Source organism: Microbacterium sp. NPDC055521, from assembly GCF_053619695.1.
In genome coordinates this window covers 130,545-144,666 of the sequence record NZ_JBSHJX010000003.1, presented here as the reverse complement: position 1 = coordinate 144,666, position 14,122 = coordinate 130,545, and the positions used below count along the sequence as shown (strand labels likewise).

Sequence of the window (14,122 nt, the reverse complement as noted above, 5' to 3'; positions counted from 1 at the left end):
CGCCGGTCGTCAGAACCCCGGGTAGTCCTGCAGTCGCTGCTCGAACTCGGCGCGGTCGGCCTCGGGCAGCACGCGGCGGGCGAAGACCACGAGCTGGATGCCCTCGAGCGGCTCGCCCGTCTGCTTCGCGATCGCCTCGCGCTGCGTGCGGAACTCGCCGGTCGGGTCGTTGGAGAGGTCGTAGGCGTACGCGTAGAAGCGCATCGGGCCCGGGTAGCTGTCGCCGTAGTACTCCCAGGTGTGCTGGCGGGATGGCTCGGTGGAGCCGTACAGCTTCGCGACCATGTCCGGCGATATGCCGGTGTCGATCTCGTTCAGCGGGTACAGGTCGCTGAGACCGCGCTCGAGAAGCACCTCGCCGATCGTCTGCATGACCTGCCGCTTGCGCGCGTCGTCCTGCACGGGCTGCTCGGTCGTCCACACGGTCGACGTGTAGCGGCGCAGCATCGACTCGCCGCCGTACCCGTTGCGCTCGGGACTGACGTCGACCGTGCCGCTCTGCACCCACGTGAATCCGTGGCGCTCGCTCAGGCGCTGGCGGATGGCGGCCATCAGTGCGTCGCCCTCGGCCTGCACGTCGTCGAGCGACGGCCCGTTCAGGGCCTCGTCGGGCGAGTAGTCCTTCACGCCCGGATACGCCTCCTCGTGCCGCTGCTGATCGGACTTCGTGCCGCCGTACGCCTGCGTCGCCGACGAGTACAGGGCGCCCACCGCGCCGACGGTCGCGACGTTGCAGACCAGGGAGACGGCGAGGGCGATCGCCCCCAGCATCCGACCGCGCCTGGTGAGCAGCGCCGCGACGATCACGCCGATGATCGCCAGCTGCAGCACGAGAAGCGTCACGCCGTAGAGCGCGTCGGTGCCGCCGGCGAGCATGAGCAGCAGCAGGATCACGGCGAAGATCGCCGTCGATGTGATGGCGGCGAGTCCGATCCCGTTGACGCCCGGCTTCCGCACGGCCGCCGGGTCGGTGTACGTGACTCCGGATGCCGCGGGCACGCCGGCCGCGACATCCAGCCCTCCCCGCGCACGGGCGGCCCCCGCGTAGCCGCCGGTCGGGGGAAGGGGCGGAGCGCCCTCCGACCCGCCGACGTATCTGCTGCGCTGACGATCTACCACGGCTTGTCCGTTCCCCCGCCGGAGCCCTCGTCGCCCTGCCCGCCGCCGAGCTGGTCCTCGCGCTCCTGCGCGCCCTGGTTCAGGCGGTCTTCGATGTCGTCGAGCTTGTCCTGTGGCGTCTGCGGCTGCTCCGACTGGTCGGTCTGGTCGGGCTGCTGCGGCTGGTCGGGAGGCTGCTGGCTCTGACGCTGCTTCTCCTGCTGGCGCTGCTGGTTCTCGTCGAGCGTGTCGCTCATGTCGCGGTTCGGCTGCGGCGACTGCTGCTGAGCCTCGCCGCTGCGGCACTCCTCGGGCGTCTCGACGGTGATGTCGAGGGCTTCGCCGTACAGCTCGGCGGCCTTCGCGGCGTCGCCGTCGGCCTGCGCGGCGTCGCCCTGCCGCTCGATCACCAGCGACAGGTTGATCATCACCGGGCACACCTGCAGTCCCTGGGCGAGCGGAAGCGCGCGCTCGAGTTCGGAGCGGGAGGCGGCGAGTTCGTCGGACCCGGCGAGGGCCGTGCCGATGTTGTACGGTGCGGCGAACGGCTCGAACCAGTTGGCGACGTCCTGCCCCCGGGCGGCCGACTCCGACTCGGCGTACGCTCCCGAGACGAACGAGCTGATCGATGTGTGTGCGAAGGCGTACATGCTGAGCAGCTTCACGACGAGCAGCAGCGCGGCGAGCGTGAGCGGCAGGGTCGCGATCGCGACCCTGCGACGGATGCGGCGGCGGCGCCGGTTGACGGCCAGAAGCGCAGCCGCGGCATCGGTCTGCGATGGGGTGCTCATGCGGCGTCTCCCCTCTGCCGCGGTCGGGCCAGGCCGCGCAGTCGCACGACCGATGCGGTCGCGAGCGCGACCTCGACGGCGAGCAGCACGATCAGCGCCAGCGCGGCGATCCAGTACAGCTCGATGACGTTGCCGACCTCGCCCGAGGCGGCGTAGTCGGTGGTGCTCGTCGGCGCCTCGGGCAGCTCGATCCCGGCATCCGCCGTGCGTGCCTGGTACTCGACGCCGAGCTGCTCCGACACCTTTCGCAGGTTGTCGTCGTCGATCACAGACAGCGCCGGCCGGCCCTGATACTCGATGTAGTCGCCGCCCTCGGTGCCCTGGCCGGTGGTCTTCCTCATCGGGCCGCCCTCGGTCGTGCCGTAGCCGAGCACCGCGCCGCCGTCGACGTACTTGGCGCTCGAGGCGAACGACTCCGGCTCGCTCGACGCGGTCTGCTCGCCGTCGCCGAGGTAGAACACCATTCGGCTGCGCTCGGGCGACGCCTTCGCCGCCGCGGAGAGCGTGTCGGCCAGCATCCGGTTCGCGATGCCGATCGACGACCCGCGCGACTGGTCGGTCACCTCGGGTCGCATCACGTCGAGTGACGACATGAGCGCGGTGGCGTCCGTCGTCAGCGGCAGCCGCAGCTGTGCCGCCGCGTCGAAGCTGATCAGCGCGAATCGCGCCCCCGGGTACTCGTCGACGATCGCCTGCACGTCGGTGCGGACGCCGTCGATGCGGGGGCGGTCGCCCGCCCAGTCCTCGGCGACGATGCTCGCCGTCGTGTCGACGACGAGCACGACGTCGGTGTCGGTCGCGAGGGTCTGCGAGGTGCCCCCGGGGATGCCGGGCCGCAGCAGCATGACGAACACGACGACGATCATCCCCAGACGCAGCGCCCAGCGCCCACGATGGGGACCGATCACGAGCGACCGGACGACGAAGAACGCCGGCACCGCGCAGAGCAGGGCGAGCAGGATCGGATGCAGGACGGGCTGGAGGATCATGCGCCCCTTTCCCCGGCATCCCGGACGAAGATCAGCAGCACGACGAAGCCGAGCACGGCGATGAGCATCAGCGCGATCCACAGATCGGGGCTGTCGACCAGGATCACCTGCGCCTGCCCCTTCAGCGTCGTCGCCTCCTGCTTCTGGATCTCGGCGATGATGTCACCCACCGTGGTCGTCGCGCGCAGTGCATACGACTGCCCGCCGGTGAGCGCCGCCGCGTCGGCCAGCTGCGCGCTGACCTGGGCGTCCTTGCCCTGCACCGGGTTGAGTGCGAACACCCGCACCTGCTGCGCCTTCGCGTACTGTGCCGCCTCTTCGATGGTGAGGATCGAGGCGCCGGCCAGCTCATTGTCGGTCGCGAGGATCACCGAGCGGCTGCGCTCGTCGTCCTGATGGTCGAAGCGCATCGTGCACGCGGCGAGGCCGTCGCCGATCAGCGAGGCACCGGGGCCGTTGAGCGTGCCGACCCAGTGCTCGGGGGTCTCGTCGGCGTAGTCGAAGCTGCTGCGCACGCTGCGCAGCTGCTCCTTCACGAACGCGTAGTCGTCGGTGAGGGGGAACACCTGAACGGGCGAGCTGTTGAAGATCGTCAGCCCGATCCGCTCGCCCTCGAAACCTTCGAGCAGCTTCTCGAAGACACTGAGCACCTCGACGTCGACATCCGACATCGAGCCGGACACGTCGAGGCACAGCATGATGTCGCGACTCGCGTTCACGGGCTGCACGGTCTTCGGCGCCATCGGACGGGCGGCGACGACGCCGCCGAGCAGCACGGCGATCGCGCCCAGCGCGACGATGCCCGACAGCAGCGTCATGCGTCGCCGCACGGCGGCGCGGAACGAGGGCAGTGCGCGCAGGCGCTCTGCGCGCGAGACGAGCGCGGCGGGCGCGGTGTCGGAGCGTCGCTTCGACCGGATGCCGACGACCGCGCCGATCACGACGGCGGCGATCAGCACGCCGAGGCCGACGAGCAGCATCCACCAGGTGTTCAGTGTCACGTCGTCACCCCTCAGTGCCAGGTCGTGACGACGGCGCGCGCGGCCTCGGCGCCGTAGACCGGATCGATGGCGGGGCCGCGCTGGAAGATGCTCGGGTAGTAGTGCCTGCGGATCGCGTCGATGAGCACGGGATCGACGCCGCGGGCGATCAGGTCGTCGAGAGAGAGCACCGGGGCCTCGAGACCGGAGTACTCGTTGACGAAGGCGCGCACCGTGCGGCTGAGCTCGAGATTCGCCTGCCGCGGCGGCATATCCCCGGAACGGTATGCATCTTCGATGCGCTGCACATCAGACAGGTACTCGCCGCGCAGCTGATCGAGCACCGCCGCCGTGGGCGGCACGGATGCAGGCTCGCCGGGCAGGGTGATGCTCTGCTTCGGTCTGGTCAGCGCGAGCAGCAGCCAGGCGCCGCCGGCGAGCAGCAGCAGGATGCCGATCGCCAGCACGAGCCAGCCCCAGCCGTACTGGGCGGGTGGGTAGAGCTCATCAGGAGCGGGCATGCGACCTCCTGTTGAGCATCGCGAGCAGCGTCGAGACCGCGGTGCTCTGCGCGCCGAACTCGGCGTGCGTGATCTCGAGGCGCCGCAGCGTCGCATCGCGCGCGGCGGTGCGCGCCGCCTCATCGGCGGCGAGCTCTGCCATCACCTCGGCGTCGCCGTGCACGAAGTCGGGGATCGCCCAGCCGCTGTCGACATCACGCCGGTGGGTGCCACCTCTGCCCGGGCGGATGACGGGATCCGCGTCGCGCACCGTCAGCCAGAGCAAATCGTGCTGCACCGCGAGCCTGCGCAGCAGCCCCTCGGTGTCGGGCGTCAGCGGCGCCTCGTCGGTCACGAGCACGACGATCATGCGCCGTGCGATGTTCCGCGCGGTGTAGCGCAGCAGGGCATCCCGATCCCCCGCCGCCGTGCTCGAGTCGATGGCCGCGCTGATCGTGCGCAGCGCATGCTCGAGCGCGCCCTCGCTGCTGCCGGTCGCCAGTCGTCGCACGCGGGCGCTGTCGCCGTACACGACCGAGAAGTCATCGCCGTGGCGCACGGTGAGGAAGCCGAGGGCACCGGTCAGCAGCACCGCGAGGTCGCGCTTGCCGCGCTCGTCTTCGGCAAGGGCGCGCATGCCGCGTCCGGTGTCGACGAGGAACAGCACGGTGTGCTTGCGGGTGGCCTTCGTGCGCTTGATCAGCGGCTCGCCGTGCCGGGCGGTGGCGCGCCAGTCGATGTCGCGCACCTGATCGCCGAACTCGTAGGGGCGCAGGTCTTCGAAGTCGAGGCTGCGCCCACGCAGCAGCGAGGCGTACGCGCCGTCCAGCGCGTGCATCGACTTCTGCGACGAGCGGATGAAGAGCTTCGCTCTCACCTGGGTGATCAGACTCGACATGAGTGCTACGGCGTCGGCACGGACGCGAAGATCTGGTCGATGATGTCTTCGCTGCGCACGCCCTCGGCATCCGCCTCGAAGGTCAGCAGCACCCGGTGGCGCAGCACGAGGTGGCGCAGCGAGCGGATGTCCTCCGGCAGCACGTGGGTGCGGCCGTTCAGCAGCGCCAGGGCGCGCGACGCCTGCAGGAAGGCGATGCTCGCGCGGGGGCTCGCGCCGTACTTGATGAACCGGGCGCGCTCCTCGCCGATGTACGGCGCGGGATTGCGGGTGACGTAGGCGATCTGCACGATGTAGTTGCGGATCGCCGGGTCGATGTAGACCCGCGAGGCGATGTCCTGCAGGTCGTGCACGTCGTCGAGGCTGATCGCGCCCGCGACGTGACGGTCAGGGTCGAGGGCGCCCGAGTCGATGCGGTTGAGGATCTCGAACTCCTCGGCAGGGCTCGGGTACTCGACGATCGCTTTCAGCAGGAAGCGGTCCATCTGGGCCTCCGGCAGCTCGTAGGTGCCCTCCTGTTCGATCGGGTTCTGGGTGGCGATCACGAGGAACGGGCGGGGCAGCGGATGCACCTCGCCGCCGATCGTGGTCTGCCGCTCCTGCATCGCCTCGAGCATCGCCGACTGGGTCTTCGCGCTCGAGCGGTTGATCTCGTCGAGCAGCACGAAGTGCGCGTGCACGGGACCCAGGATGGTGCGGAAGCTGCCGGTCGCCGCGTCGTAGATCTGGCTGCCGGTGATGTCGCTGGGCAGCAGGTCGGGGGTGCACTGGATGCGCTTGAAGCTGGCTTTCACGGTGTCGGCCAGGGTGCTCGCCGCGGTCGTCTTCGCCAGGCCCGGCACCGACTCGAGCAGGATGTGCCCCCCGGCGATCAGCGCGATGAGCAGGCTGGCCCGCAGGCTTTCCTGTCCGACCATCTTGGTCGCGTAGGAGTCGGAGATGACGGTCAGGATGCGTTGAGCGCGAGCCAGATCGTCGGGCCCTGCGGCGGGAGCCGGGGAGGTCGATCCGGGATTCGGGAACTCAGACATCTCTCACTCCTCGTGCGCGTCGGGCGCTCGTCGACGACCGAGGAACCCCCGGTACAGGGTAACCGCCCAGCCGGTGCACGAGCGGCGGTGTGATCTGCGGATTGAGGAACGGATACGGATACCAGTACGGGTCGCCGGTGCCGGGTGAGGTCGCCAGGTTCGCCCGCACCAGCGTGTACGCCGCCCATGCCAGGGGGGAGGCGGCGATGACCGCCAGAGTCGGCCAGGTCAGGATCCGCCGCTTCGGAGCCACCAGCACGTCCGCCAGCAGGAACAGCGGGAACACGACGTGCAGCACCTCGTTCGACCACGGCACCGTCGAACCCTGCGGCAGCTGGCCGATGATCGCCGCAAAACCCAGCAGGGACACCGCGAGTCTGGCCCACGGCCACCAGGAAGTCATCGCACTCTAGCCACAGGGCAGCCGGAAACACCTCTCCGATAGGATGTAGTCGCCCGATCAGGGCCAGCTCAACGGCCGGTGCAAACCCGGCGAAAGCGTGCAGCACCAGGGGGTACACGCATGCCAGGAATCGTGATCGTCGGCGTCCAGTGGGGCGACGAGGGCAAGGGCAAGGCCACCGACCTGCTCGGCGAGCGCACCGACTGGGTGGTCAAGTTCAACGGCGGCAACAACGCCGGCCACACCGTCGTCATCGGCGACGAGAAGTACGCCCTGCACCTGCTGCCCTCCGGCATCCTGAGCCCCGGCGTCAACGCCGTGATCGGCAACGGCGTCGTCGTCGACCTCGCCGTGCTGTTCCAGGAGCTCGACGCGCTGGAGGCTCGTGGAGTCGACGTGTCGCGCCTGAAGGTCAGCGCCAACGCGCACATCATCACCGCCTATCACCGCACCCTCGACAAGGTCACCGAGCGCTTCCTCGGCAGCCGCCGCATCGGCACGACCGGTCGTGGCATCGGTCCGGCGTACGCCGACAAGATCAACCGCGTGGGCATCCGCGCGCAGGACCTCTTCGACGAGAACATCCTGCGCCAGAAGGTCGAGGGCTCCCTCGATCAGAAGAACCACCTGCTCGTGAAGATGTTCAACCGTCGCTCGATCACGGTCGACGAGATCGTCGAGGACCTGCTGTCGTACACCGAGCGGCTGCGCCCGCTCGTCGCCGACACCGGGCACCTCGTCGACGAGGCCCTGAACCGCGGCGAGGTCGTCGTGTTCGAGGCGGGGCAGGCCACCATGCTCGACGTCGACCACGGCACCTACCCGTTCGTGACCTCGTCGACCGCGACGGCGGCGGGAGCGGCATCCGGATCCGGCGTCGGACCCAACCGACTCGACCGCATCGTCGGCATCGTGAAGGCCTACACGACCCGCGTCGGCTCGGGCCCCTTCCCCACCGAGCTGGACGACGAGATGGGCGAGTGGCTTCGCAAGACCGGGTTCGAGTACGGCACCACCACCGGTCGCGACCGCCGCACCGGCTGGTACGACGCCCCGATCACCCGCTACGCGACGCGCGTGAACGGCATCACCGACATCGTGCTCACCAAGCTCGACGTGCTCACCGGGCTCGAGCAGATCCCGGTGTGCGTGGCCTACGACGTCGACGGCGTCCGCTTCGACGAGGTGCCCGTCAACCAGACCGACTTCCACCACGCCAAGCCGATCTACGAGAACTTCCCCGGCTGGAGCGAGGACATCTCGACCGCGCGCACCTTCGACGACCTGCCGCAGACCGCGCAGGACTACGTGCTCACGCTCGAGCGGATGAGCAACACCCGCATCTCGGTGATCGGCGTGGGCCCCGCTCGTGACCAGGTCATCGTGCGCCACGACCTGATCGACTGACCCCGACTTTCTCGTCGTCGGGGAGAGGATGCAGCATGACGAAGTTCTGGGCCGGTGGCTACGGTGCCGACATGCAGGGCGATGCCGAGGGCATCGGCTTCCTCTCCGTCGATGAGGGCGGCGGCCCGTCGACGCTGCGCCATCGCGGCACGGCGGCGCCGGTGGCATCCGCGTCCTGGCTGGCCGCTCATCCGACGCTCGATGTCGTCTACGCCGCCCTGGAGGGCGCAGGCGCGGTGCAGGCGTTCGCGCGCGCCGGCGAGGCGACGCTGCGCCCGCTCGGTGACCCGCTTCGCGCGGGCGACTCGGTCTGCCATGTCGCCGTCGCGCCCGGCGGACGGATGCTGATCGCCAGCTGCTACGGCGACGGACGGGTCGTGCGCTTCGGGATCGGCGACGACGGCGCACTCGTGCCTGCCGGCGTCGACAAGGCCGCCGCTCTCCGCGCCGCGCTCTTCGGCGACCGGGATGCCGACCCGGCTCTGCGTGACGTTCCGGCCCCCGATCCGCAGCGCGCCCGTGATCCGCACCCGACCCCGGCCGGCGAGGAGCCACGCGCATCGCACGCCCACGCGGCGGTGTTCCTGCCCGACGGGCGCATCGCGACCACCGATCTCGGGTTCGATCTGGTGCGCATCTGGCGCGCATCGGGCCCCGGCCTCGCCCTTGATCACGAGGTCGTGCTCCCGCGCGGCACCGGTCCGCGCCATATGGTGCTGCACCCCAGCGGCCATCTGCACGTGGTCACCGAGTACTCGTGCGAGGTGTTCACCCTGGCATCCGCCCGCGATGGAGTGTGGGGACTCGTCTCGGCGACCACCGCGTCGCCGGTCGCCCAGGTCGGGACCGACTTCCCCGCCGAGCTGGCCGTCTCGCGCGACGGCGAGACCCTCTACACGGCACTGCGAGGCAGCAACACCCTCGCCGCGCTGCGCGTACGCGGGGACGGCGACTCGCTCGAGCCCTTCGCGCTCGCCGACTCGGGTGTCGACTGGCCGCGCCACCACCTGGTCCACGACGGCACCCTGCTCGTGGCGGGACAGCGGTCGGGGACGGTCAGCGTGGTCGACCTGGACGAGCGCTCCGGCGCCCCGCGCGACGTGCGCCACGTCACCGACGCGCCGACGCCGACGGTGATCCTGCGCGCTCGCTGATCCGGAGCACTGCCGATCGCCGGGGCGCATGTCAAGCGGTGGCCTCGAGAGCCGGGCTCGGCAAGACTGACGTCATGAGCGACGAATACGACGTCATCGTGCTGGGCGCTGGCCCCGTCGGCGAGAACGTGGCCGACCGAGTCGTGCAGGGCGGGCTCACCGCCGTCATCGTCGAGAGCGAACTCGTCGGCGGCGAGTGCTCGTACTGGGCGTGCACCCCGTCGAAGGCGCTGCTGCGACCCCTGCAGGCGCTGCGTGCCGCACAGCACGTGCGCGGAGTCACGGGCGGCGACGTCGCACCCGCCGACGTGCTCGCCAGGCGTGACGAGTTCGTCTCGCACTGGTCGGACGACGGGCAGGTGTCGTGGCTTCAGACCGCAGGCATCGACCTGGTGCGCGGGCACGGGCGGCTGACCGGTGAGCGTGAGGTCACGGTCACCACCGAACACGGTGAGCGCGTGCTGCGAGCACGGTACGCGGTCGCGGTGGCCACCGGATCGGATGCCACGATCCCCGACATCCCGGGCCTCGCAGAGGCGGGACCGTGGACCAGCCGTGAGGCGACCGGAGCCGAACTGGTACCCGACTCTCTGGCCGTCATCGGCGGCGGGGTCGTCGGCGTCGAGATGGCGACGGTCTTCGCCGGGCTCGGGGCCACGGTCACGCTGATCGCCAGGCGCGGCCTTCTCGAGCGGATGGAGCCGTTCGCCGGTGAACACGTCGCCGAGGGGCTGCGCGGGATTGGCGTCGATGTGCGGCTGAACACGCAGACCACCGTGGTGCGTCGCGAGGGAGATGCGGTCATCCTGACCCTCGACGACGGGGCCGAGGTCAGGGCAGCCGAGGTGCTCGTCGCCACCGGACGCACCCCGCGCAGCGCCGACATCGGTCTCGAGACGATCGGCCTGCGGTCGGGTCGCTCCATTGAGGTCGACGACACGATGCGGGTGCCGGGCAGCGACTGGCTGTACGCCGTCGGGGACGTCAACGGCCGGGCTCTGCTGACGCATCAGGGCAAGTATCAGGCGCGCGCCGCCGGCGATGTGATCGTCGCCCGCTCTCGGGCAGAAGTGATCGCCGATGACGCGTGGGGTCGTCATGTGGCGACCGCCGACCATGCGGCCGTGCCTCAGGTCGTCTTCAGCGAGCCGGAGGTCGCCTCGGTGGGGTTGACCGCGGATGCCGCCCGCGACGTCGGCCGGGAGATCGCGGTCGTCGACTACGACCTGGGCTCGGTATCGGGCGCGGCTCTGCATGCCGACGGCTACCAGGGACGGGCGCGCATGGTGATCGACACCGAGCGCGAGGTGATCCTCGGGGCGACCTTCGTGGGCGCCGACGTCGCCGAGATGCTGCAGGCTGGGACCATCGCCGTGGTCGCAGAGGTGCCGATAAGCCGGCTCTGGCACGCGGTTCCCGCCTATCCCACGATGAGCGAGATCTGGCTGCGATTGCTCGAGGAGTACGGCAGGCAGTCCGCATGACCGTGCGACGGCGTGCCGGGACACGGCCGGCAATCCGCCTGGGCGACGGCTCCGAACCCGTAGTGGGCGGAGGGAGCGATTCCGCCGCAATGTCGGTGATGTCCCCTACCCTCGAAGGGATGCCAGGAGGTACGTGCATGAGAGCTGTCCCCGCAGGAGCCGCGAGCCGATGATCGAGTTCCGGTCGGTCACCAAGACGTTCCCCGACGGCACGCACGCCGTCGATGATTTCAGCCTGGTCATCCCCTCGCGCAAGACCACCGTCTTCGTCGGCTCGTCCGGCTGCGGCAAGACGACGCTGCTGCGCATGATCAACCGCATGGTCGAGCCCACCTCCGGCGAGGTGGAGATCGACGGGAAGAGCGTGCTGGGAGGCGACCCGGTCGCGCTGCGGCGCAGCATCGGCTACGTCATGCAGAACTCCGGTCTCATGCCGCACTTCACCGTGCTCGACAATGTGGCGACGGTGCTGCGCCTGACGGGCGTCTCGCGTCGCGACGCGCACGTGCGGGCACGCGAGATGCTCACCACGGTCGGTCTCGATCAGTCGCTCGCCGAGCGCTATCCGAGCCAGCTCTCGGGTGGTCAGCAGCAGCGCGTGGGCGTCGCGCGCGGGCTCGCCGCCGACCCGAACATCCTGCTCATGGATGAGCCGTTCGGCGCGGTCGACCCGATCGTGCGCGCCGATCTGCAGCAGGAGCTCGTCCGCCTGCAGAGCGAGCTCGACAAGACCGTCGTGTTCGTCACGCACGACATCGACGAGGCGTTCCTGCTCGGCGATCAGGTCGTGATCCTCGATCGCGGAGCGCGGATCGTGCAGGTCGGCAGCCCCAGCGAGATCATCGAGAACCCTGCGGATGCCTTCGTCGAGGCGTTCATCGGCGCCGAGCGGGGTCGCCGTGCGCTGACCGTGAAGCAGACGCCGAACGGCCAGGTGGTTGTCGACTCGGAGGGGCGCACGCAGGGCCGCCTCGTCGGCACGGGGGAGCCGACCGCATGAACTGGGTGGTGGACAACCTCGGGCTCATCGTCGAGCTCACGGTGGACCACCTGCGTCAGAGTCTCATCCCGATCGCGCTGGGCTTCGTGCTGTCGCTGCCGCTCGGCTGGGTCGCCTGGAGATACCGGCTGGTGCGCGGACCCGTCATCGTGCTCACCGGTCTGCTGTACACGATCCCCTCGCTGGCGCTGCTGATCCTCATGCCCGCAGCCCTCGGGTACTCGGTGATCAGCGAGGAGAACCTGATCGCCGCGCTCACGATCTACGCCGTGGCGATCCTGGTCCGTGCGGTCGCCGACGGGCTCGACTCGGTGGATGCCGGTGTGCTGCAGGCGTCGACCGCCATGGGCTACGCGGCACCGCGGCGCTTCTTCACGGTCGAGCTGCCGCTCGCCGGGCCCGTCATCCTGGCGGGGCTGAGGGTGACAGCGGTCTCGACCATCTCGCTCGCGACGGTCGGCATCCTGATCGGGGTCACCAACCTGGGCTACCTGTTCACGAACGGGCAGCAGCGCAGACTCATCGCGGAGGTGCTCGCCGGTGTCGTGGCGGTGGTGATCATCGCCCTGGTCGTCGACGTGCTGCTCATCCTCGCGGGGCGGATGCTCATGCCCTGGACCCGAGCGGCGACGATCAGTACCCGCCGTGCGAAGGCGGTCAGCGCGTGAACCTGTTCGCCGAGGCGTTCGCCTGGCTGTTCTCCCCCGACCGCCTGGTCGGCACCTACGCCATGCCCACCCTGCTCGCGCAGCACCTGATCTACACGATCGTCTCGGTCGCCGTCGCCGCGGCGATCGCGCTGCCGGCGGGCTGGCTGATCGGCCACACCGGGCGCGGGCGCGAGATCGCGGTCGCCATCTCGGGCGCCGCGCGGGCCATCCCCTCGTTCGGGCTGCTCGTGCTGCTGGTGCTCGTGCTCGGCATCCTGCAGACGCCGCTCGCCGCCGTCATCACGTTCGTGCTGCTCGCGATCCCCTCGCTGCTGGCCGGCGCCTACACCGGACTCGAGGCCATCGACCGCCGGGTCATCGACGCGGCGCGCGCGATGGGCATGACCGAGTGGCAGATCTTCACGAAGGTCGAGCTGCGGCTCGGCCTGCCGCTGCTCGTCGGCGGTCTGCGCTCCGCGCTGCTGCAGGTGATCGCCACCGTCACGATCGCCGCATACGTGAACCTCGGCGGGCTCGGCTGGCCCATCATCCAGGGCATCCCGCTCAGCCGCTTCGACCAGGTGCTCGGCGGCGCGATCCTCGTCGCCGCTCTCGCCCTCATCGTCGACCTGCTGATGGCGCTCGCCCAGCGTGCCGCCGTCCCCACGGGGCTGCGCGCCCCGGCATCCGGAACACCCGCTTCGACGTCGCGCGCTCGCCGCGTGGCATCCGCTCCTGCCTGACCCCCACCGAAAGGTCCGCACATGTCCACCCACAGCAGAACCCGCACCGCGCTCACCGCCGGTGTCGCCCTCGTCGCCGCCCTCTCGCTGGCCGGCTGCGGATCGAACGCGAATCCGCTCGACAAGCCCAGCGCCGACAGCGACGACACCGGCGGCGACACGATCGTCATCGGCTCGCAGGCGTACTACTCGAACGAGATCATCGCCGAGATCTACGCGCAGGGCCTGGAAGACGCCGGCTTCACCGTCGACCGCAAGTTCAACATCGGCCAGCGTGACGCCTACATGCCCGAGGTCGAGTCGGGCAACATCGACGTGTTCCCGGAGTACACCGGCAACCTGCTCGAGTACCTCGACAAGGAGGCCACGGCCACCAGCCCCGACGACGTGTACGCCGCGCTGCAGGACGCGCTCCCCGACGGACTCACCGCGCTGCAGTACGCCGATGCCAGCGACCAGGACACCTACACGGTGCTGAAGTCGTTCGCGGACGAGAACGAGCTCACCTCGATCGGCGACCTGTCGAAGCTCAGCGAACCGGCGACCATCGGCGCCGCTCCCGAGTTCGAGCAGCGCCCCTACGGCCCCGCGGGTGCGAAGGACGCATACGGCATCGACCTCAAGTTCTCGGCCACGGGCCAGGGCACGCTCGACGCGCTGCTGGCCGGCACCGTGCAGGTGGCCGACATCTACTCCGCCGACCCCGCCTTCCAGACCGAGGAGATCGTGGCGCTGGAGGATCCCGAGAACATGATCCTCGCGTCGAACGTCGTGCCGCTCGTCTCGAGCGACATCGCCGACGAGGTGAGCAAGGTCATCGACGCGATCAGCGCCGAGCTGAGTGCCGAGGATCTCGTCTCGATGAACGTGCAGAGCACCGTCGACCAGAAGTCGTCGGCCGACATCGCCCAGGCATGGCTGAAGGACAAGGGTCTGATCTGACCCGGCTTTGGACACCGGCGCGGCCGGGTGGGTTCGCCCGCCCGGCCGCGCC

Annotated in this window: 15 protein-coding genes; 7 read left to right on the top strand and 8 right to left on the bottom strand. The window is 69.9% G+C overall.

The features are described 5' to 3' along the window. Positions 1-9 precede the first annotated feature (9 nt). Genes ACWGSM_RS04235 through ACWGSM_RS04200 form a run of 8 tightly spaced genes read right to left on the bottom strand, consistent with a single transcriptional unit; the run spans position 10 to position 6,690 of the window. Positions 10-1,119, bottom strand: coding sequence for a hypothetical protein (locus ACWGSM_RS04235; RefSeq protein WP_452321724.1), 1,110 nt, complete (start codon positions 1,117-1,119; stop codon positions 10-12). Beyond that, on the bottom strand, positions 1,113-1,889 hold the full coding sequence (locus ACWGSM_RS04230) for a hypothetical protein (protein WP_452321723.1): 777 nt from the start codon (positions 1,887-1,889) through the stop codon (positions 1,113-1,115). The genes ACWGSM_RS04235 and ACWGSM_RS04230 overlap by 7 nt, the downstream gene beginning before the upstream one ends. Next, a complete protein-coding gene (locus ACWGSM_RS04225) occupies positions 1,886-2,878 on the bottom strand; it encodes a vWA domain-containing protein (protein ID WP_452321722.1) in 993 nt (330 codons plus the stop codon). The genes ACWGSM_RS04230 and ACWGSM_RS04225 overlap by 4 nt, the downstream gene beginning before the upstream one ends. Then, the gene (locus ACWGSM_RS04220; protein ID WP_452321721.1) at positions 2,875-3,879 is read right to left on the bottom strand and encodes a VWA domain-containing protein; all 1,005 of its coding nucleotides are present in this window, start codon (positions 3,877-3,879) and stop codon (positions 2,875-2,877) included. The genes ACWGSM_RS04225 and ACWGSM_RS04220 overlap by 4 nt, the downstream gene beginning before the upstream one ends. 11 nt (positions 3,880-3,890) lie before the next feature. Then, positions 3,891-4,379 (bottom strand): hypothetical protein, encoded by a 489-nt coding sequence (locus tag ACWGSM_RS04215; RefSeq protein ID WP_452321720.1) that lies wholly within the window; start codon positions 4,377-4,379, stop codon positions 3,891-3,893. Continuing rightward, positions 4,366-5,256 (bottom strand): DUF58 domain-containing protein, encoded by an 891-nt coding sequence (locus tag ACWGSM_RS04210; RefSeq protein WP_452321719.1) that lies wholly within the window; start codon positions 5,254-5,256, stop codon positions 4,366-4,368. The genes ACWGSM_RS04215 and ACWGSM_RS04210 overlap by 14 nt, the downstream gene beginning before the upstream one ends. Positions 5,257-5,261: 5 nt before the next feature. Further along, positions 5,262-6,287, bottom strand: coding sequence for an AAA family ATPase (locus tag ACWGSM_RS04205; RefSeq protein WP_452321718.1), 1,026 nt, complete (start codon positions 6,285-6,287; stop codon positions 5,262-5,264). Then, positions 6,280-6,690, bottom strand: coding sequence for a Pr6Pr family membrane protein (locus tag ACWGSM_RS04200; protein ID WP_452321717.1), 411 nt, complete (start codon positions 6,688-6,690; stop codon positions 6,280-6,282). The genes ACWGSM_RS04205 and ACWGSM_RS04200 overlap by 8 nt, the downstream gene beginning before the upstream one ends. A gap of 120 nt (positions 6,691-6,810) precedes the next feature. On the opposite strand from ACWGSM_RS04200, the gene ACWGSM_RS04195 reads away from it, so the two are divergent. The 7 genes from ACWGSM_RS04195 (at position 6,811) to ACWGSM_RS04165 (ending at position 14,070) form a co-directional block, all read left to right on the top strand. After that, entirely contained in the window at positions 6,811-8,097 is a 1,287-nt protein-coding gene (locus ACWGSM_RS04195) for an adenylosuccinate synthase (protein WP_452321716.1), read from the top strand. 35 nt (positions 8,098-8,132) lie between these two features. Further along, positions 8,133-9,251 carry a lactonase family protein gene (locus tag ACWGSM_RS04190; protein WP_452321715.1) on the top strand — a complete coding sequence of 373 codons (1,119 nt, stop codon included), beginning with the start codon at positions 8,133-8,135 and terminating at the stop codon, positions 9,249-9,251. Positions 9,252-9,325: 74 nt separating this feature from the next. After that, a complete protein-coding gene (locus ACWGSM_RS04185; RefSeq protein WP_452321714.1) occupies positions 9,326-10,735 on the top strand; it encodes a dihydrolipoyl dehydrogenase family protein in 1,410 nt (469 codons plus the stop codon). Between the two features lie 169 nt (positions 10,736-10,904). Continuing rightward, complete coding sequence (locus ACWGSM_RS04180; protein ID WP_452321713.1) at positions 10,905-11,735, top strand: ABC transporter ATP-binding protein; 831 nt, start codon at positions 10,905-10,907, stop codon at positions 11,733-11,735. After that, complete coding sequence (locus tag ACWGSM_RS04175) at positions 11,732-12,403, top strand: ABC transporter permease (protein ID WP_452321712.1); 672 nt, start codon at positions 11,732-11,734, stop codon at positions 12,401-12,403. Before ACWGSM_RS04180 ends, ACWGSM_RS04175 begins: the two co-directional genes overlap by 4 nt. Continuing rightward, a complete protein-coding gene (locus tag ACWGSM_RS04170) occupies positions 12,400-13,128 on the top strand; it encodes an ABC transporter permease (RefSeq protein WP_452321711.1) in 729 nt (242 codons plus the stop codon). The genes ACWGSM_RS04175 and ACWGSM_RS04170 overlap by 4 nt, the downstream gene beginning before the upstream one ends. Positions 13,129-13,149: 21 nt before the next feature. Further along, a complete protein-coding gene (locus ACWGSM_RS04165; RefSeq protein ID WP_452321710.1) occupies positions 13,150-14,070 on the top strand; it encodes an ABC transporter substrate-binding protein in 921 nt (306 codons plus the stop codon). The last annotated feature ends 52 nt before the right edge of the window (positions 14,071-14,122 follow it).

Coding starts and splice junctions, on each gene's coding strand:
- ACWGSM_RS04230 (WP_452321723.1), bottom strand. CDS start 1,889: ATGAGCACCCCATCGCAGACCGATGCCGCGGCTGCGCTTCTGGCCGTC.
- ACWGSM_RS04225 (WP_452321722.1), bottom strand. CDS start 2,878: ATGATCCTCCAGCCCGTCCTGCATCCGATCCTGCTCGCCCTGCTCTGC.
- ACWGSM_RS04215 (WP_452321720.1), bottom strand. CDS start 4,379: ATGCCCGCTCCTGATGAGCTCTACCCACCCGCCCAGTACGGCTGGGGC.
- ACWGSM_RS04210 (WP_452321719.1), bottom strand. CDS start 5,256: ATGTCGAGTCTGATCACCCAGGTGAGAGCGAAGCTCTTCATCCGCTCG.
- ACWGSM_RS04205 (WP_452321718.1), bottom strand. CDS start 6,287: ATGTCTGAGTTCCCGAATCCCGGATCGACCTCCCCGGCTCCCGCCGCA.
- ACWGSM_RS04200 (WP_452321717.1), bottom strand. CDS start 6,690: ATGACTTCCTGGTGGCCGTGGGCCAGACTCGCGGTGTCCCTGCTGGGT.
- ACWGSM_RS04195 (WP_452321716.1), top strand. CDS start 6,811: ATGCCAGGAATCGTGATCGTCGGCGTCCAGTGGGGCGACGAGGGCAAG.
- ACWGSM_RS04190 (WP_452321715.1), top strand. CDS start 8,133: ATGACGAAGTTCTGGGCCGGTGGCTACGGTGCCGACATGCAGGGCGAT.
- ACWGSM_RS04185 (WP_452321714.1), top strand. CDS start 9,326: ATGAGCGACGAATACGACGTCATCGTGCTGGGCGCTGGCCCCGTCGGC.
- ACWGSM_RS04180 (WP_452321713.1), top strand. CDS start 10,905: ATGATCGAGTTCCGGTCGGTCACCAAGACGTTCCCCGACGGCACGCAC.
- ACWGSM_RS04175 (WP_452321712.1), top strand. CDS start 11,732: ATGAACTGGGTGGTGGACAACCTCGGGCTCATCGTCGAGCTCACGGTG.
- ACWGSM_RS04165 (WP_452321710.1), top strand. CDS start 13,150: ATGTCCACCCACAGCAGAACCCGCACCGCGCTCACCGCCGGTGTCGCC.